We start from the raw sequence: 19,441 nt of genomic DNA on the forward strand, positions 1-19,441 counted from the left end.
TGACCTTACTAAAAGTGCGGCCGTCAGTCGTCAGTCTTTTCCGGAACGACCGTTGAACCAGCGCTCCAGCAATTTGCCGGCCGCCTCGCGCCCACCTAGTCCAAAGGCTAATGCAATCGCCACCGCAATCGCACCCAAGACTAAACCGAAGGCAATTTGCACAATCTCATTGGCAATTCCCATTGCACGCAAGCCCATCGCGAATACCAGTCCGAGAATGGCAAACTGAGCAATGCGTGCGAGCAAATTGCTGTTGTCGTTATCCGCCTGCTGGATGACACGACGCGCCAGTCCGGCCAGCCAGAAACCAATCATCAGAATGACGCTGCCCATCAGGATGTGCGCACCAAATTCAATGAACAGCGTCACGACATCCCGCACCTGCGAAAAGCCAAGCCGATTGGCCGCTTCCACGACCGCGAATAGCATGGCGAAGAAAACCACCAAACGCCCCGCCAGCGTCGACGGCTGCAGAGAGCTGGTGAACACTTTTTCGAGGCCGAGCAGTGACGGCAGACTGTCGGCCCCCGCGGCTACCAGCAGCTTTTGCAACAATGCGCCGACAAAGCGCGCAGCATAAAAAGTGACCAGCAGGATGACGACAGCGGCGACGATATTAGGTACGGCGCCAAGGAACTGGTCGAGCAGATTGGTGGCTGGGCGGGAAATTGCTTCAATTTTGAGCGCATCCAGGGCCGAAATCAGCGTCGGCACGAAAACGAAGATATACACTATCGTGCCAGCCAGACTGGACAGCTTGACCGGCGTAGCGCTCTCCGTCCCTTGCGCCAGTTTGTCCGCGCCAGCGGCTACCAGCAGATTGACAACCAGACCGCGCAGGATCTTGGCAAGAATCCAACCGACTAACGCAATCACAGCCGCGGCAAAGATGTTGGGCACAAACGCCAGCAACTTGTCAGTCATGCCTTGCACCGGCGTCAACAGGCCGTTCAAATTGAACACGGCCAGAATGGCGGGAATGAACATCAGGATAACCAACCAGAACAGCACATTACCCAGATAGCCGCTCATAGGCTGCATGTCGGCAGCTTCGGCCAGCTTGTCATCCAATTGACTGGAGCGCAGCGCCTTGTCTGCGATGCTGCGCAGTAACGATGCAATCAGCCAGGCAACCAGCGCCAGCACCGCTCCGCCGATCAGGTTCGGCAGATAGTTGATGATCCTCGTAATGAGTTGCGCGAATGGGTTGGAGACCGCATACAGGTTCAGGACATTGAAGATGCCCACGGCGGTAATGAGAAGGATCAGCCAGAATAGCCCGCTTGCGATCATGCCCTCGATGCGGGCGCCCTGCCCGGTGCTCTCGGTGATACGCTGATCGACTTTCAGTGCATTCAATAATTTGCGAGCGGCGGCCCGGGCAACAACAGCAATCAGCCAACCGACGATCAGAATGCCAAGCGCGCCGGCGATCTTTGGCAGATAGGCTCCCAACGTGTTTTGCAGCGAGATAAAAAAACTGGATAAATCCATTTTGTGCTCCCTCAAACGTTGTGATGCGATTTGACGACCGTTACCTCTTTCGAATACTCTGGCAAACCTTATCTAATAAGCGCCGTGCGTCGATGCAGCGGCCCACATTCGCGCATCGAAATCAACTCGAACGCGAGACTTGCAAATTTCTTTTTTTGTTGATCCCGCCTTTGAATGCCTTACCAGCGGTATATTTGACGATTTTAGTAGCCTTGCATAAAGCAGATCAGGCTCTCAGACCTGATGAATCACGATGAGCGAGGCTGCGTACGCCAGCGTTTTCTTGTAATGCGGCAGGCTGCGATGCGTATGCGCCGCCAGCTTGGCAAGCCGCTCTTTGAACGCCAGCAAATTAAGCTCGGGATCGCCCGGCTTGCTCAGGATGAGATAACGGCAGGCATCGTGGATGACGACCAGGATTTCCAGCTCCACGCTATCGCCGTAGAGGGACAGCGCTGCCAGCGTTTGAATTTTGTCTACGCATTCATCGATAAAACAGTGTTCGATATGGATGTCCATTACGTACTCCAGAAACAGCATTGCGGAAAATTGCGTTAAGAATAATCTTAGTGAGTGGCGAGCCGCATGTCCATTGGGGTTCACGGCATTTCACAAGAGTTATCAAATTCAATGTTGACCGGCAATATTCCGTGTTTTTCTGGCACACGGTTAGCCGTCAAAAGTGCTTTGAAATATTCTTCCGCATATTTTTGCCTGCCTCATTCCCACTTATATTCATACATATGATTGCCGGTTCATTTCGTCTTGGCCGCATTCGGCGCTGCCGCCCCGGCGTCGATTTTCGTGATGATGTAACCGACAGGAATCCATTGCCCCGTCGTCTGCAGCATCGAGATTTTTTCCACCGCCATGCCTTTTGCAAAGCGCGATGAAAATGCGATATTGATGTACTCGCCCGGCGGCAAGCTAGGCGGATCGGTGATGCGCACTATCTGCACCCATTGACGTCCGCCGATAGTGCCCAGGTCCTTTTTCACCGCCCCCAGGTACTTGACCCATCCATCCTTGCTGATGTTTTTCTGCATGGCAGGACCGCTCTGGTCCCACATGCGGTCGGCCTGGCCGGCATCGGCCATCGCCGCCCACTGGGTCGCAGTGACGACGGCGCTGTCGATCGAGCCGTCTATCTGGGCCGACGCCGGATTGGCCAAGACCAGGCCGATCACCGCGATCGCCCAGATACCGGCGGCTTTTTTAAACAATGAAATCATTTGTCTCTCCCAATCGAATCGAGGCCAGGCCGCTGCGCATTCTCCAGCAGGCTCATGCCAGCCCTCTACTTCTCTCCCAAGACTTCAATCTCGACACGCCTGTTCGGCTGCAAACACTGCACCAGCTGCGGCGTCACGGCTTCGCCCTCGCACTGGACCAGCGGCTGCGACAGTCCTGCGCCATAGGCCTTGATCGCCTTGTCGTCCAAGCCTTGCTGCACCAGGTAGCTGCGGATGGTTTCAGCCCGCGCCTTGGACAAGGTGAAATTGGCGGTTTCGGTGCCGATCCGGTCGGTGTGGCCTGTCACAACCACGGAAGTGAGCTTGACGCCATCCTGCTTGAGCTGGCTCACCAGGCTGTCGATTTTTTCGCGGCCCGGCCCGGTCAGGTCGGCCAGGCCGGATTTACCGAAGGCAAACAAGCCGTCGGCGGCAAGGGTGACGCGCTGATGGTAAGGCTGGTCTGCCAGAACCGTCGTCGAGCCAGGCGGATTGACGTATTTCTGGCAATCCGGGTCTTTCCAGCGAGTAGAGGCGACATGATAGTTCGAGTCATAGTTGACCATGAACTGACAAGTCACATATTCGTTGTTTTTACCCGTACGGAAATTGAAAATATAATTCCAAACTCTCACGTTAAAGACGCCTTCGTGGAAATGCGGCACGCCCAGCAAGTCGTAGACCTGGGTCTTGCTTAGGCCAGGCCCCATGTTGCGCAGGTTTTCAGTCGAAACGAAGGTCCCTTCTTGCATGTAGGAAGAGTCGCGATCCGGGAATTTTTCCGGCGGATCCTCCGCCAGGGCCGAACCAGCGACAAGCAGCAGTACGCCGGCATAGACGGCCGCCCACAGATTGTTCAGCTTCATTATTGACCGTTTCATATTTTCTTCCTCCGTTAGACGTTCAGGATATTAGCCCCATGAGGGATGCTCGCATCCCTCATGGCCGGCTTCATTACCACTGGAAGCCAGCGGATACCACACCGCCTGTTTGACCTCGGCTACTCGATGTCGCGGCAGCCTTGTAGACCCAACGTCCGTTTTCGGAGATCGTCGAAATCCCTAACGCTAATCCGGTTTGCCCTTGGAACGTGCTTCCGGCAATCGCCACCATGCTCTTCCCGGGTGCTGACGGCTGCGGCAATCCACCTACCGCCATCGCCGCCGCGGAGCCGCCATCAGCATCATGCCGGTTGGAATTGACCGAGTTCTGCAAAGCTTGCGCCCTGCTATCTGTGTACTGGTTGGCTTGCTGCACCGCTGCCCCCATGCCGGTATTGAGTTGCGAAACGTTGACGGCATCCGTCGGCGCAGTCCCCGATGCGACGTTATGGATGGTGACCGGGCCAGCTGAGCTGCCGTTGCCCATGGTGACGCTGCTGTAGTTGGTCGTACCGTCAGGATTGGTGTCGTAGCGCACGCCGCCTGACTGCACCGCTTGCAACTGGCGCACGTTGACCGCGTCGGTTGCCTGCGTACCGCCCGCCACGTTGGTGATCTGGCGCTCGTTGCCGGCGCTACCCACTGAAACCGCACCTTGGGTGGACGCCACCGCGGTATTGGAGAATTGCTCCTTGCCGCCGTTCATGCCGGCACGGTCAGCCGTCGCACCGCTACCCAGCGCCACACCGCCGCTCACCGTCGAACTTGCACCAGAGCCAATGGCGACCGCATTCATGCTGGTTGCGCTGGCGCTCTTGCCAGAAGCAATTGCATCTATTCCCGTGGCGCCATCGTTGTTGACATTGCTGCCGCCAGTCGAATTGACGCTGTAGTACTTGGTCTGGCCCAGCGCCACCACCGAGGTCAGGTTATTGATCGCGGTATTGGTTGCGAACAGCTGGCTGCCGTTCACGGCATCGGTGCTGCTGGCGGTCAGCTGGCCGGCCGCCACGTTGGTGACCTGCCGCTCGCTGCCGGCGCTGCCCACGCTGACCACCCCTACTGGGGCTGCTCCGGCAAAGGTATAACTGGTGCCCTTGATCGTGGTGCCAGTCGTCGCAACCGCTGCTCCGGTGGTCGAACCATTGCCCAGTGCCACGCTGTTGGCCGTACTGGCCGTCGCCCCTTGACCAACGGCGGTGCTATTGGCAACGGTAGCCTGAGCGCCATTGCCCAAGGCCGTGCTGTTGGTTCCCGACGCCACCGCGCCGAAGCCGCCGGCGCTGGCATTGGCGCCGCTCGAGACCGGCTGCGCCGCAGTCACGCTGCTGTCCGACACGAATGGGCCGGCCTTGCCGTTCGTGATATTCGTGACCGTCGTACCCAGGGTGTTGATCGCCGTATTGGTGGCAAACAGTTGCGAACCATTCATCGCATCCGTGCTGGTCGCACTGACCTGACCGGCAGCAACGTTGGTGATGGTGCGTTCATTGCCGGCGCTACCGACGCTCACCGTGCTCGCCGGCGTGGTGCCGGCAAAATTGTAGGCAGTGCCGTTGATGGTCCCGCCCGTTGTTGCAATTGCCGCCGCCGTGGTGCTTCCTGCGCCCAAAGCGACTGCGCCGGCATTGCTGGAAGACGCGCCGGCACCGATGGCAATCCCTTGCGTCGCTGCAGCCGACACCGTCGCGGTATCGCCCAATGCAATGGCGCCGGCATTGTTCGCCTGCGATGCATTGCCCAGCGCTACCGCGCCCTGGCCGGTCGCCGTATTGGCATTCCCCAGCGCCAAGGCGCCTTGGCCGTTAGCGGTGTTGTTGGCGCCCAATGCGACCGCGCCCGTGCCGGTCGCAGTGTTCGGATCGCCGATCGCTACCGCGCCGTCGCCGCTGGCAGTATTGCCCACGCCTATCGATACCGCCTTGCCGCCGGTTGCCGTGGCCGTCTGGCCGATGGCGATGGCGCCGGCGGAATTGGCTATCGCTCCGGTCCCTTGCGCAATCGAATTGCCGCCTGTCGCTTGCGCGCCATTGCCCAGCGCGATGTCGTTGGCGGTCGCCGGCGTGCCGTTGACGCCTGCCACCGCATTCAGGCCCTGGGCGATCGAATCATTGCCGTAGGCGTTGGCGACCGGTCCGACGGCGATGCTGTCGGTACCCGCCGCGTTGCTGTCGGCCAGCGTCGAATTGGTGTGGAAATACTTGATGCCGCCGCCATTGTTGATGGTGTTGATGGCTGTATTGGTGGCAAACAATTGCGAACCATTCACCGCATCGGTGCTGGTCCCGCTCAGCTGACCGGCTGCCACATTGGTCACCTGACGTGGAGATCCGGCGCTGCCGACGCTCACCACGCCGGTAGGCGCGCCGCCGGCAAAGGTATAGGCCGTGCCGCCAATCGTTGCTCCGGCAGTTGGCACCGCAGCCGCTGCCACCGTGCTGCCCTGGCCCAGCGCCACATTGCTGCCGGCGGTGCCAGCCGCGATGCTGGCGCCCTGGCCCAATACCGTCGCATTGGCGTTGCCGTTGTCGGTGGACTGGTTACCCAGCACTGTCGACGCCGCACCCGTCGCCGTTGCGCCGAAACCGCCGGCGCTGGCATTGGCGCCGCTCGACACCGGCTGCACTGCGGTCACGCTATTGTCCGAGACAAAAGGACCTACCTTGCCGCTGGTGACCGCATACAGCTGCGAACCATTCACGGCATCGGTGCTGGTCGCATTCAAGGCCGCCGGCGCCAGGTTGGTGATCGTCACCGGCGCGCCCGCACCGGCGCCGCCGGTGGCGCCCAGGGTGATCTTGTTGCCGCCGACCGCATCGTACTTGACCGCGATATTGGCGGTGTTGTCGATGTTGGTATTCAATGCAGTCAGAGCACCGGCAACCGTCGTCTGCGCAGTTGGTCCCGTCACGGCACCGGTAGCGCTCACGGTGTTGATCGGCTGGCTGAAGCCGCTGATCGCGCCGGTCGCCGGATTGTAAGTGGCGCCGCCGCCCAGCGTGCTCGCGGTGCTGTTCCCGAGATTGTCCGTATGGGCTTGCACCGTGCTGATGCCGGTGGACAGCGAAACGACCGAGGTGGAAGTGGAGGTCGACAGCGATGCCACGCTGCTGTTGGTTGTGCTTAGACCAGTCGACGTTGATGTCGACAAGGACGCCACGCTACTGTTGGTCGTACTCAGACCAGTCGAGGTTGATGTCGACAAGGACGCCACGCTACTGTTGGTCGTACTCAACCCTGTCGAAGTTGACGTCGACAACGAAGCTACACTGCTATTGGTCGTGCTCAACCCTGTCGAGGTTGAGGTCGACAAAGATGCGACGCTGCTGTTGGTCGTACTCAAACCAGTCGATGTTGATGTCGACAAGGACGCCACACTACTGTTGGTCGTACTCAGACCAGTCGAGGTTGAGGTCGACAACGACGCCACGCTGCTGTTGGTCGTACTCAGACCAGTCGAGGTCGAGGTCGACAGCGAAGCGACACTGCTGTTGGTCGTGCTCAGACCCGTTGACGTTGATGTCGACAGCGATGCCACACTGCTGTTGGTTGTACTCAGGCCGGTCGAGGTCGAGGTCGACAACGACGCCACACTGCTGTTAGTCGTGCTCAAACCGGTTGAGGTCGAGGTCGACAAGCTGCTGATATTGGAACCGACAGTGCTCGCCACGGTGTACAGTTGGCTGCCATTGATCGCATCCGTGCTGCTGGCGCCAATCAGTCCGGCGGCGACATTCTGGATCCGGCGTTCAGTACCCGGCGCACCGACGCTTACCACGCCGGCGCCCGAACTGGCGCCGGCGAACGGACCAAAGGTTGTACTGCCTATCGTGGCATTGGTCACGCTACCCGTGCCGCCGGTAGCTGCCGATGCCGCACTGGTCGTGGTTGACGATTGACCTAATGCAATGGAACCAGCGACGCTAGCGTTGGCCCCGGCGCCGAGGGCGATCGAATTGCCGCCAGTCGCGCTGGCAGCGTTGCCCAAGGCAATATCGTTCGCCGTTGCCGGCGTACCGCTGACGCCAGCGACCGCATTCAAGCCCTGTGCTATCGAATCATTGCCGAAAGCATTGGCGGCAGGCCCGACAGCAATCGCATCAGTGCCCGTCGGCGAACTATCCGCCAGGACCGAATTGGTGTGGAAATACTTGATGCCGCCGCCATTGTTGATGGAGTTGATGGCTGTATTGGTGGCAAACAGCTGCGAACCATTCACCGCATCGGTGCTGGTTCCGCTCAGCTGACCGGCTGCCACATTGGTCACCTGACGTGGAGAGCCGGCGCTGCCGACACTCACAACGCCGGTCGGCGCGCCGCCGGCAAAGGTATAGGCCGTGCCGCCAATCGTCGCACCCGCTGTCGGCACTGCTGCGGCTGCCACCGTGCTGCCCTGGCCCAGCGCCACATTGCTGCCGGCCGTGCCAGCCGCGATGCTGGCGCCCTGGCCCAGTACCGTGGCATTGGCGTTGCCGTTGTCGGTGGACTGGTTGCCCAGCACCGTCGAGGCCGCCCCCGTCGCCGTTGCGCCGAAACCGCCGGCGCTGGCATTGGCGCCGCTCGACACCGGCTGCACCGCCGTCACGCTGTTGTCCGAGACAAAAGGACCCACCTTGCCGCTGGTGACCGCATACAGTTGCGAACCATTCACGGCATCCGTGCTGGTCGCGTTCAAGGCCGCCGGCGCCAGGTTGGTGATCGTCACCGGCGCACCCGCACCGGCGCCGCCAGTGGCGCCCAAGGTAATCTTGCTGCCTCCCACCGCATCGTACTTGACCGCGATATTGGCCGTGTTGTCGATATTCGTATTCAATGCAGTCAGAGCCCCTGCAACCGTGGTCTGTGCCGTCGGACCAGTCACGGCGCCCGTAGCACTCACGGTGTTGATCGGCTGGCTGAAGCCGCTGATCGTGCCGGTGGCCGGATTGTAAGTGGCGCCCCCGCCCAGCGTGCTCGCGGTGCTGTTCCCGAGATTGTCCGTATGGGCTTGCACCGTGCTGATGCCGGTGGACAGCGAAACGACCGAGGTGGAGGTGGAGGTCGACAATGATGCCACGCTGCTGTTGGTCGTGCTCAGGCCAGTCGAGGTCGATGTCGACAACGAAGCGACACTGCTATTGGTCGTGCTTAGGCCGGTCGAGGTTGAGGTCGACAGCGAAGCCACACTGCTGTTGGTCGTGCTCAGGCCGGTCGAGGTCGATGTCGACAGCGAAGCCACACTGCTGTTAGTCGTGCTCAAACCGGTTGAGGTCGAGGTCGACAAGCTGCTGATGTTGGAACCGACGGTGCTTGCCACGGTGTACAGCTGGCTGCCATTGATCGCATCCGTGCTGCTGGCGCCAATCAGTCCAGCAGCGACATTCTGGATCCGGCGCTCAGTACCCGGCGCACCGACGCTTACCACGCCTGCGCCCGAACTGGCGCCGGCGAACGGACCAAAGGTTGTACTGCCGATCGTGGCATTGGTCACGCTGCCGGTGCCGCCGGTAGCTGCCGATGCCGTGCTGGTCGTGGTTGACGATTGACCCAATGCAATGGAACCAGCAACGCTAGCGTTGGCCCCGGCGCCAAGGGCGATCGAATTGCCGCCAGTCGCTTGGGCAGCGTTGCCCAAGGCAATGTCGTTCGCCGTTGCCGGCGTGCCGCTAACGCCAGCGACCGCATTCAAGCCCTGTGCTATCGAGTCATTGCCGAAAGCATTGGCTGCTGGCCCGACGGCGATCGCATCGGTGCCCGTCGGCGAACTATCCGCCAGGACCGAGTTGGTGTGGAAGTACTTGATGCCACCGCCATTGTTGATGGTGTTGATGGCTGTATTGGTGGCAAACAATTGCGAACCATTCACCGCATCGGTGCTGGTCCCGCTCAGCTGGCCCGCCGCCACATTGGTCACCTGACGTGGAGAGCCGGCGCTGCCGACGCTCACAACGCCGGTCGGCGCACCGCCGGCAAAGGTATAAGCCGTGCCGCCAATCGTTGCACCCGCGGTCGGCACAGCAGCAGCAGCCACCGTGCTGCCCTGGCCCAGCGCCACATTGCTGCCGGCCGTGCCAGCCGCGATGCTGGCGCCCTGGCCCAGTACCGTCGCATTGGCATTGCCGTTGTCGGTGGACTGGTTGCCCAGCACCGTGGAAGCAGCGCCGGTTGCCGTTGCACCGAAGCCGCCGGCGCTGGCATTGGCGCCGCTCGAGACCGGTTGCACCGCCGTCACGCTATTGTCCGAGACAAAAGGACCTGCCTTGCCGCTGGTAACCGCATACAGTTGCGAACCATTGACGGCATCGGTGCTGGTCGCATTCAGTGCCGCCGGCGCCAGGTTGGTGATCGTCACCGGCGCACCCGCACCGGCGCCGCCAGTGGCGCCCAAGGTAATCTTGCTGCCTCCCACCGCATCGTACTTGACCGCGATATTGGCGGTGTTGTCGACATTGGTGTTAAGGGCTGTCAATGCCCCTGCAACCGTCGTCTGCGCCGTCGGTCCCGTCACGGCACCGGTGGCACTCACGGTGTTGATCGGCTGGCTGAAACCAGTGATGTTGCCTGTGGCAGGGTCATAGGCCGCGCCGCCGCCCAGCGTGCTCGCCGTCGTGGCGCCCAGGTTGTTGACGCCGGTGACGACCGAGTTCAGCTGCGAACCATTGATCGCATCGGTGCTGGTGGCCGAAATCACGCCGGCGGCCACATTCTGGATCTGACGCTCAGTACCCGCAGCCCCCACCGAAACAACGCCGTTGGTCGAAGCCCCCGCTTCCACGCCTGCGGCGGTACCGCCAAATTGGGCTGTCGTGCCGGTGTGCGGCGCCGCTGTGCTTGAATGCGAACCCAAGGCGACATCGTTGGTATTACTAGCTACCGCCGTATCGCCCAACGCTACCCCACCCGCCGCTGCCGCAGTGCTGGCGTTGCCCAGCGCCACCGAGCCCCGGCCGGTCGCCGTGTTGGCATTGCCGAGCGCTATCGCACCCTGGCCGTTGGAAGTATTGTTGGCGCCCAGCGCCACGGCGCCGGTGCCGGTGGCTGAGTTTGGATCGCCGATGGCTACCGCACCATTGCCGCTGGCCGTGTTACCGACACCGATCGAAACCGCCTTGCCGCCGGTTGCAGTAGCCGTCTGGCCGATGGCGATGGCGCCGGCGGAATTGGCTATCGCTCCGGTCCCTTGCGCAATCGAATTGCCGCCGGTCGCTTGCGCGCCATTGCCCAAGGCAATATCGTTGGCCGTCGCCGGCGTGCCATTAACGCCAGCGACCGCATTCAAGCCCTGTGCTATCGAATCATTGCCGAAAGCATTGGCTACAGGCCCGACAGCAATCGCATCGGTGCCCGTCGGCGAACTATCCGCCAGGACCGAGTTGGCGTGGAAGTACTTGATGCCACCGCCATTGTTGATGTTGTTGATGGCTGTATTGGTGGCAAACAATTGCGAACCATTCACCGCATCGGTGCTGGTTCCGCTCAACTGCCCTGCCGCCACATTCGTCACCTGACGTGGAGAGCCGGCGCTGCCCACGCTCACCACGCCGGTCGGCGCGCCGCCGGCAAAGGTATAGGCCGTGCCGCCTATGGTCGCACCCGCTGTCGGTACCGCAGCTGCGGCCACCGTGCTGCCCTGGCCCAGCGCCACATTGCTGCCGGCCGTGCCAGCCGCGATGCTGGCGCCCTGGCCCAGTACCGTCGCATTGGCGTTGCCGTTGTCGGTGGACTGGTTGCCCAGCACCGTGGAAGCAGCGCCGGTTGCCGTGGCGCCGAAGCCGCCGGCACTGGCATTGGCGCCGCTCGACACCGGCTGCACCGCCGTCACGCTATTGTCCGATACAAAAGGACCCGCCTTGCCGCTGGTAACCGCATACAGCTGCGAACCATTGACGGCATCGGTGCTGGTCGCGTTCAAGGCCGCCGGCGCCAGGTTGGTGATCGTCACCGGCGCGCCCGCACCGGCGCCGCCGGTGGCGCCCAGGGTGATCTTGTTGCCGCCGACCGCATCGTACTTGACCGCGATATTGGCGGTGTTGTCGATGTTGGTATTCAATGCAGTCAGAGCACCGGCAACCGTCGTCTGCGCCGTCGGTCCCGTCACTGCTCCAGTGGCACTGACGGTGTTGATCGGCTGGCTGAAGCCGCTGATCGTGCCGGTCGCCGGATTGTAAGTGGCGCCGCCGCCCAGCGTGCTCGCGGTGCTGTTCCCGAGATTGTCCGTATGGGCTTGCACCGTGCTGATACCAGTGGACAGCGAAACGACCGAGGTGGAAGTGGAGGTCGACAGTGATGCCACGCTGCTGTTGGTTGTGCTCAGGCCCGTCGAAGTTGATGTCGACAACGAAGCGACACTGCTGTTGGTCGTGCTCAAGCCCGTTGAGGTTGACGTCGACAGCGATGCCACACTGCTGTTAGTCGTGCTCAAGCCAGTCGACGTTGAGGTCGACAACGAAGCCACACTGCTATTGGTCGTGCTCAAGCCAGTCGAGGTTGATGTCGACAGCGAAGCTACACTGCTATTGGTCGTGCTCAACCCTGTCGAGGTTGAGGTCGACAGCGAAGCCACACTGCTGTTGGTCGTGCTCAAGCCTGTCGACGTTGATGTCGACAAGGACGCCACGCTACTGTTGGTCGTACTCAGACCAGTCGAGGTTGATGTCGACAGCGAAGCCACGCTGCTGTTGGTCGTACTCAGGCCAGTCGATGTTGACGTCGACAGCGAAGCCACACTGCTGTTGGTTGTGCTCAAGCCCGTCGATGTTGATGTCGACAGCGACGCCACACTGCTGTTAGTCGTGCTCAGACCAGTCGAGGTTGATGTCGACAGCGATGCCACGTTGCTGTTGGTTGTGCTCAGGCCAGTCGAGGTCGACGTCGACAGCGAAGCCACATTGCTATTGGTCGTGCTCAAGCCCGTCGACGTTGATGTCGACAGTGAGGCCACATTGCTATTGGTCGTGCTCAGACCAGTCGAGGTCGATGTCGACAACGACGCCACACTGCTGTTAGTCGTGCTCAAACCGGTTGAGGTCGAGGTCGACAAGCTGCTGATATTGGAACCGACAGTGCTTGCCACGGTGTACAACTGGCTGCCATTGATCGCATCCGTGCTGCTGGCGCCAATCAGTCCGGCAGCGACATTCTGGATCCGGCGTTCAGAACCCGGCGCACCGACGCTTACCACGCCGGCGCCCGAACTGGCGCCGGCGAACGGTCCAAAGGTTGTGCTGCCGATCGTGGCATTGGTCACGCTACCCGTGCCGCCGGTAGCTGCCGATGCCGTGCTGGTCGTGGTTGATGATTGACCTAATGCAATGGAACCAGCAACGCTAGCGTTGGCCCCGGCGCCGAGGGCGATCGAATTGCCGCCCGTTGCCTTCGCAGCATTGCCCAAGGCAATATCGTTCGCCGTTGCCGGCGTGCCGCTGACGCCAGCGACCGCATTCAAGCCCTGTGCTATCGAGTCATTGCCGAAAGCACTGGCTGCCGGTCCCACGGCGATCGCATCGGTACCGGTCGGCGAGCTGTCCGCCAGGACCGAATTGGTGTGGAAATACTTGATGCCTGCGCCGTTGTTGATGTTGTTAATCAAGCTATTTGTCGCAAACAGCTGCGAACCATTCACGGCATCGGTGCTGGTCGCGTTCAAGGCTGCCGGGGCCAGGTTGGTGATCGTCACCGGCGCGCCCGCACCGGCGCCGCCGGTGGCGCCCAGGGTGATCTTGTTGCCGCCGACCGCATCGTACTTGACCGCGATATTGGCGGTGTTGTCGATGTTGGTATTCAATGCAGTCAGAGCGCCTGCAACCGTGGTCTGCGCCGTCGGCCCAGTCACGGCGCCGGTAGCACTCACGGTGTTGATCGGCTGGCTGAAGCCGCTGATCGTGCCGGTCGCCGGATTGTAAGTGGCGCCCCCGCCCAGCGTGCTCGCGGTGCTGTTCCCGAGATTGTCCGTATGGGCTTGCACCGTGCTGATACCAGTGGACAGCGAAACGACCGAGGTGGAAGTGGAGGTCGACAGTGATGCCACGCTGCTGTTGGTCGTACTCAGGCCAGTCGAGGTCGACGTCGACAACGAAGCGACACTGCTGTTGGTCGTACTCAAACCAGTCGATGTTGATGTCGACAAGGACGCCACGCTACTGTTGGTCGTACTCAGACCAGTCGAGGTTGATGTCGACAGCGAAGCTACACTGCTATTGGTCGTGCTCAACCCTGTCGAGGTTGAGGTCGACAAAGATGCCACGCTACTGTTGGTCGTGCTCAAGCCCGTTGAAGTTGACGTCGACAACGACGCGACACTGCTGTTGGTCGTGCTCAGGCCCGTCGAGGTTGAGGTCGACAGCGATGCCACGCTGCTGTTGGTTGTGCTCAGGCCAGTCGAAGTTGACGTCGACAACGACGCCACACTGCTGTTGGTCGTGCTCAGACCGGTCGAGGTTGACGTCGACAGCGAAGCCACACTGCTGTTGGTCGTGCTCAAACCGGTTGACGTCGAGGTCGACAAGCTGCTTATGTTGGAACCGACGGTGCTTGCCACGGTGTACAACTGGCTGCCATTGATCGCATCCGTGCTGCTGGCGCCAATCAGTCCGGCGGCGACATTCTGGATCCGGCGTTCAGTACCCGGCGCACCGACGCTTACCACGCCTGCGTTCGAACTGGCGCCCGCGAATGGACCAAAGGTCGTGCTGCCTATCGTCGCATTGGTCACGCTACCGGTGCCGCCGGTAGCTGCCGATGCCGCGCTGGTTGTGGTTGCGCCGGAACCTAACGCCACCGAGCCGGCTACGCTGGCAGTCGCGCCCACACCCAAGGCAGCACTGCTGGCAGCTGAAGCAGTCGCGCCCTCACCCACAGCCGTGGCGAAATTGCCGGACGCATTGCTGAAATCGCCTACGGCGGTAGAATTGCCGCCGGTTGCCGAAGCATTGCTGCCAATGGCAGTGTCGCGTGTGTTGACAGCGCTGACGGAACCCGAAACGCCCGCCGTCGCGTGGAGACCAATTGCTATGTCTTCGTTATTGTAGGCATTCGCCGTATCGCCTAACGCCACACCAGAGGCGCCTGCTGCAGCGGAGCTATTGCCAAGTGCAACCGCTCCTTGCCCGATAGCGCTATTAGAATTACCAATCGCCACCGCGCCATTGGCAGCAGTAGTGCCGGCGGCATTGCCTGCCGCAGTATTATTCGCCCCCAGTGTCACCGCGCCGGTGCCGTTCGATACGTTCGGATCACCTATCGCCACCGCACCGTTGCCGGTGGCACTCTGTCCACGTCCAATTGCTACTGCCCCGCCGGCTGCCGTACCGGAATTTGCAGTCGTGCCGGAAGAGCCAATCGCGACGTTCTGGCCGGTTGCGCCGCTGATGATGCCATCCCCCTGCGCAATGCCAAAGGCGCCGTTGACTGTGGCGCCGCGTCCTATCGCAATGCCTGAAGTATTCGCCGCGCCGACAGCTGACTGGCCGCCGATGGCGATTGCATCCTGTGCCGCGGCTGCTGCGCCTGCGGTCGCATTCGAGCCGATTGCCGTGGCGCCGACACCGGAAGCTGTAGTGGCCGTGGTGCCAGTACCGCCCAATGCGGTCGCGTAATTCGCCGTAGCGCTGCTGCGATTGCCTAAAGCAATTGAATTGATGCCGGTCGAGTTGGATGCAGATCCAATCGCGATGTTGTTGGTGCCCGTGGAGGTGTTAGCTTGATTTCCAATCGCGATAGCACTGTTCCCGCCGGCGTTAGCTGTAGTTCCAATCGCGATAGCACTGGGCCCGCCGGCGTTGGCTATATTTCCAATCGCGACAGCGCTGCCCCCCCCCGCATTGCTCGAGACGCCGAGAGCCGTCGAATTGGCGCCGGTGGCAAAGGCCGCAAATCCAAACGATGCCGCTCCCGCAGCTGTTGCCTCGGCCCCTGCGCCTACCGCGACGGCTTGCGTACCGGAAGCAGTAGCGGTATTGCCGATTGCCACCGTTGCATCATTGGATGAGAGACTACCGGCGCCGATGGAAATCGCAGTGCGTCCGCTGGCATTTGCGCCCGAGGCTCCCGCAAATGCTGAAGCGCCGTTGGCTTGCGCTGAATTACCAACAGCCGTGCCGTTATTGTTACTGACCGCACTAGCTCCAATCGCCGTACTGCCGGCCACATAACTCACTGACCGTTGAGTGCTCCCTGCCAGCCAGTTATCAACAATGGTTCCCGCCCCGCCTCCGGCCGCATTACTCAAGCTGCCAAACGCGGCAGCATTCGTGCCGCTAGCATTTGCGCCGGTCCCGACCGCGGTGGCTGATGTATTCGACGCTATCGAACCGGAGCCGACAGCTACCGTAGCTACCCCCGTAGCATTGGCCGACACGCCCAGCGCAGTCGCAGCTTGCCCATTCGCCACAGTACCATTACCGACCGCTAACGAATCTACACCACCACAAGTGGCCGTGGCGGTAAAGCTGCCGCTACCGCCGATGGCGATACAAGCTGCATTGCCGGCTGTGGCAGAGCCGATAGTAAAACCTTGATTGGTGCCACCGAGAGTCGGTGCCGCTAGAGCGGCTTCTGGCATGCCGATTAGAACCGTCGCACCAGCAAGCAATGTAGTTAGCACTGCGGCTTTCGCAGAACGGCCAGACTTCCCTTTGCCTCGCGTGAGAATCGATGAGCGATTCGACTTGCTCTTGTTATTGGTTATTTCTGACACAACAACAGAGGCGCCAAGTGCTTGACTATAGACGGTGCGGTAAATTTTATTCATGATTGGCTCCCAGCCAAAAATTACTACAAACACAACTTTTAAACGTCAATCGGTTTAATCGCAGTAGCGCAAAAAACTGAAGAAAGCTGAAGAAAGTTCCGAAGCGGATAATTTATTGTTTGGCTGTTGCCGCAATCAGACCAGACTGATATCCGACAGGCGTCCAGTGTTCGTTCGACCAGACAAGGGAAACCCTTTCCCAAGCCGGCGCATTGGAATAGCTGGATAGAAAAGTAACGCTGGTGAATTCGCCCCGAGGCAAATTAGGGTTGTCGATCTGATGCCACATCGATTGCCAGATGCGCCGTTCGGGTGGGGGGCCTAACTGGCTGCGCATATTCCCGACATATTTGACCCAGGCCGTCTGTTCCAACTGCTTTTTCATCAATGGGTCACTTTGTTCCCACATCTTTTCAACCTGCCCGGAGTCGGCTAATTTCAGCCACTGCAGAGCGGAGTCAATGGCAGCATCGGCGGATGGCGGTTGCGCTACAGCATGCAGTGCCAACGACATACTCAGGCACAGGATGATTAGCTTGGCAATGACAGATACCGTATTGGATCCTGATGCCATACCTCGGTCCGCATTTATCCCGATGCTTATAGCCTCAAGTATTTTTTTCATGTCTCCTCCGTATTTCGATGCTTCCAAAAAAATTATGGAAACATTGTCTTTCAGCATCACTTCACCACCGACTTCGCGCACGATCTCAATCGTTTTTGGCTTTGATAAAAGCTAGCACTTTCCTTCTTCAAAGTTATTCTTATTTAACAATTGTTTGCAATCAAGAGTGATTTTTAACATTGGTTGACATATAAATTTCTCGCGGGAAATTTACCGAACAACTGTTGGCGACAATGTTGCCGCACCTCAATTACCAAGACGATTGGCGGACATCATTTTTCTCAAACCGCACGCCCCCATTCGCACAGTGCCTGACCAAGGCAGATAGCGTGATCAACTCAAAACCGAATTTGCCGTATGCGCCCTGAACCGTTCGCAACTAGCGTGGGATTTGATTTCGTCGTCTTCTTAACTTGCCATAGAGTAACATTTGTTAACAATTAGAATCGATAAGCGACTACCCCAAATCCGGGGCGGCCGACGCCTTTCGCTGTACCTACTCCGCCATATAAAGCTTCTTGTAGTTTTTCCTGACCCGCCGCAATTCCCTGCGCCGGGTGTATAAATCAGCGTAGTCGGCAATCTCCCCCAGCATCAGCCGCAAGCCAGGATCTTCTATTCCGCTTTGCGCCAGGAAGCGCCAGAAATTGCTCTCGGTCCAGCGCCGGAACCGCATATAAGTCGCGTTCCAATTACCAAACTCAGCAGGTATCCGGTGCCATAAACCCTTGTTCTCCACCATCCACAGGATTGCCTCCATGAACAGGCGATTATTCCTGCCGCACATGCCAGGATCGCTGGCCTTGCCGATCATGAGCGGCTCCAGTTGCAGCCATTGATCGTCGCGCAGTTTCATCTCGTATTTATCCATCTCATCCATGAACAAGCTCTACTGAAAATTTATCCCGGCAATAAAGCACCGACGGCTTGGCGCACATGCATCGCACTGTCGTTATCCAGAAAAGCACCCAACTCATTCTTCCCCGACCACTTCAATCTCGATGCGGCGGTTGGCGCGCAGGCAATCCTGCAATACCGCCGTCTGCACCGTGCCTGGACACTGCGCCAGCGGCTGCCGGTCGCCCATGCCGGCAACGCGGATGACCTTGGCGTCGATGCCTTGCTGCGCCAGCAGCTTGCTTACCGCATCGGCCCGGGCCAGCGACAGCGCCATCTTGTCCGCCTCGGAGCCGAGACGGTCGGTATGCCCCGTCACGACCACGTAATAGATGCGCCTGAAATTACGCTTGATGTCGTTTGCCAGATGTTCGATTCTCAAGCGGCCTTCCGGCGGCATGTCCTTTAATTCCTTGCCCTGCGCGCCGAACAAGCTGTCCGTGCTCAAGGTCAGTTTTTGCGGCGTCATTGCGGCCTTCGCCTGGACCGCTTCAACCGGCGGCGGTTCGACCAGCAATGCGCAATCCGGGTCGCGCCAGTACATGCCGTTGACGCGCACACTGCCGTCGAAACGCACCATGTACTGGCAAACCACATCCTCCGTTTCCTTGCTGCCACGAAGGCGGAACAGGTAATTCCATTCGCGGACGCCAAATACTCCTTCGCTGAAATGCGGCGGACCCAGCAGCTGGCGCACCTGATCCTTATCCATGCCGATGCGCATCAGGCGCAACGCTTCGGTGGTGGGGACCGTACCTTGCCGCAATATGGAAGAACTCGGATTCGGAAAATCCCTATCCTGCGGCGCCGCAAGACTGGCTCGTTCTCGCGACATGCCGGCACAGCCGCCGAGCAGGACAACACCCGCAGTGGCCATCGACAGCAATATGGACTTCGTCGCCGTCCGCAGGATTACAGCCCGAGCTGCTTGAACCATGATTCCATCTCCTGAAATTGCCCCACTAGCCCTGACACTTTCAGCCCGACGAAACCGCTAGCCGCCTTGTCTTGAGTTTGCATGGAGCGATGATATTGAAAAAAAATCGGCCGAAATCATTCCGCGAGAATTCATCAGAATTGCATTCCGCTTTATGATCAAATTTAGTTGCAAAAATGAATTAAATATTGTAATGGCCGTCTGCGCGCCTGGCTTGGCATCGGCGCCGACGACTATATCGTCAAGCCGCTGCGGCCGCTGGAGCTGGCGACGCGGGTGCGGCGCCTGTTGCAGCGCAATCGTCCTGCTGCGTCGAAATCGCTGGAACGCTACGGCAACTGGGTGTTCGACCGGCCCTCGTCCAGCATCAGCGTGGAACAGGATGGCGAAAAGCAGCGCTTCGAACTCACCGAACGCGAATTCAGGCTGGCCCTTGCCCTGTTCCGCAAACTCGGCCAGGCGGTATCCCGCGCTTATCTGATGGAAAGCATGGGACACGACGGCGAACTGGCCTGCGCGCAAAACTGGGCTTATACGCGGCCCGCGGCTTGCGCCTGCAAACCGTCTACGGCCAGGGCTATCGACTAGAAACAAGCGATGACAGCATATAAGATGGCGCGGCAGCTGGACACGAGCGACCAAGCGGGA

8 protein-coding genes and 2 pseudogenes are annotated in these 19,441 nt (G+C 59.9%); 1 reads left to right on the plus strand and 9 read right to left on the minus strand.

What is annotated here, in order from left to right; translation table 11 throughout:
• Nucleotides 1-30: 30 nt before the first annotated feature.
• The 9 genes and pseudogenes from KHU30_RS05915 to KHU30_RS05950 all read right to left on the minus strand — a co-directional run bounded on the left by KHU30_RS05915 (nt 31) and on the right by KHU30_RS05950 (nt 18,793).
• Complete coding sequence (locus KHU30_RS05915; protein WP_211441651.1) at nt 31-1,494, minus strand: mechanosensitive ion channel; 1,464 nt, start codon at nt 1,492-1,494, stop codon at nt 31-33.
• Between the two features lie 234 nt (nt 1,495-1,728).
• Nucleotides 1,729-2,013, minus strand: coding sequence for a hypothetical protein (locus KHU30_RS05920; protein ID WP_211441652.1), 285 nt, complete (start codon nt 2,011-2,013; stop codon nt 1,729-1,731).
• A 236-nt stretch (nt 2,014-2,249) separates the two neighbouring features.
• Complete coding sequence (locus KHU30_RS05925) at nt 2,250-2,726, minus strand: DUF4019 domain-containing protein (protein WP_211441653.1); 477 nt, start codon at nt 2,724-2,726, stop codon at nt 2,250-2,252.
• Nucleotides 2,727-2,791: 65 nt separating this feature from the next.
• Nucleotides 2,792-3,607, minus strand: coding sequence for an OmpA family protein (locus KHU30_RS05930; protein WP_211441654.1), 816 nt, complete (start codon nt 3,605-3,607; stop codon nt 2,792-2,794).
• A gap of 73 nt (nt 3,608-3,680) precedes the next feature.
• Nucleotides 3,681-15,365, minus strand: a pseudogene (locus KHU30_RS25090) (hypothetical protein); the annotation flags it as partial.
• A gap of 135 nt (nt 15,366-15,500) precedes the next feature.
• Nucleotides 15,501-16,334, minus strand: a pseudogene (locus tag KHU30_RS25695) (ESPR-type extended signal peptide-containing protein); the annotation flags it as partial.
• A 112-nt stretch (nt 16,335-16,446) separates the two neighbouring features.
• Nucleotides 16,447-17,040: a DUF4019 domain-containing protein gene (locus KHU30_RS25100; RefSeq protein WP_211441656.1), complete on the minus strand. Its 594-nt coding sequence runs from the start codon at nt 17,038-17,040 to the stop codon at nt 16,447-16,449.
• A 415-nt stretch (nt 17,041-17,455) separates the two neighbouring features.
• On the minus strand, nt 17,456-17,839 hold the full coding sequence (locus tag KHU30_RS05945; RefSeq protein ID WP_211441657.1) for a transposase: 384 nt from the start codon (nt 17,837-17,839) through the stop codon (nt 17,456-17,458).
• A gap of 93 nt (nt 17,840-17,932) precedes the next feature.
• Entirely contained in the window at nt 17,933-18,793 is an 861-nt protein-coding gene (locus KHU30_RS05950; protein ID WP_211441658.1) for an OmpA family protein, read from the minus strand.
• 276 nt (nt 18,794-19,069) lie between these two features.
• Between KHU30_RS05950 and KHU30_RS05955 the strand changes: the two genes are divergently transcribed.
• Nucleotides 19,070-19,381, plus strand: a complete 312-nt coding sequence (locus KHU30_RS05955) for a response regulator transcription factor (protein ID WP_211441659.1) — start codon at nt 19,070-19,072, stop codon at nt 19,379-19,381.
• Nucleotides 19,382-19,441 lie beyond the last annotated feature (60 nt).

This window comes from Collimonas humicola, assembly GCF_018304945.1.
In the GTDB taxonomy this organism is placed as follows: domain Bacteria; phylum Pseudomonadota; class Gammaproteobacteria; order Burkholderiales; family Burkholderiaceae_D; genus Collimonas; species Collimonas humicola.

Excerpts from the sequence above, each read along its gene's own strand:
- KHU30_RS05915 (WP_211441651.1), bottom strand. The coding sequence starts at position 1,494 with ATGGATTTATCCAGTTTTTTTATCTCGCTGCAAAACACGTTGGGAGCC.
- KHU30_RS05920 (WP_211441652.1), bottom strand. The coding sequence starts at position 2,013 with ATGGACATCCATATCGAACACTGTTTTATCGATGAATGCGTAGACAAA.
- KHU30_RS05925 (WP_211441653.1), bottom strand. The coding sequence starts at position 2,726 with ATGATTTCATTGTTTAAAAAAGCCGCCGGTATCTGGGCGATCGCGGTG.
- KHU30_RS05930 (WP_211441654.1), bottom strand. The coding sequence starts at position 3,607 with ATGAAACGGTCAATAATGAAGCTGAACAATCTGTGGGCGGCCGTCTAT.
- KHU30_RS05945 (WP_211441657.1), bottom strand. The coding sequence starts at position 17,839 with ATGGATGAGATGGATAAATACGAGATGAAACTGCGCGACGATCAATGG.
- KHU30_RS05950 (WP_211441658.1), bottom strand. The coding sequence starts at position 18,793 with ATGGTTCAAGCAGCTCGGGCTGTAATCCTGCGGACGGCGACGAAGTCC.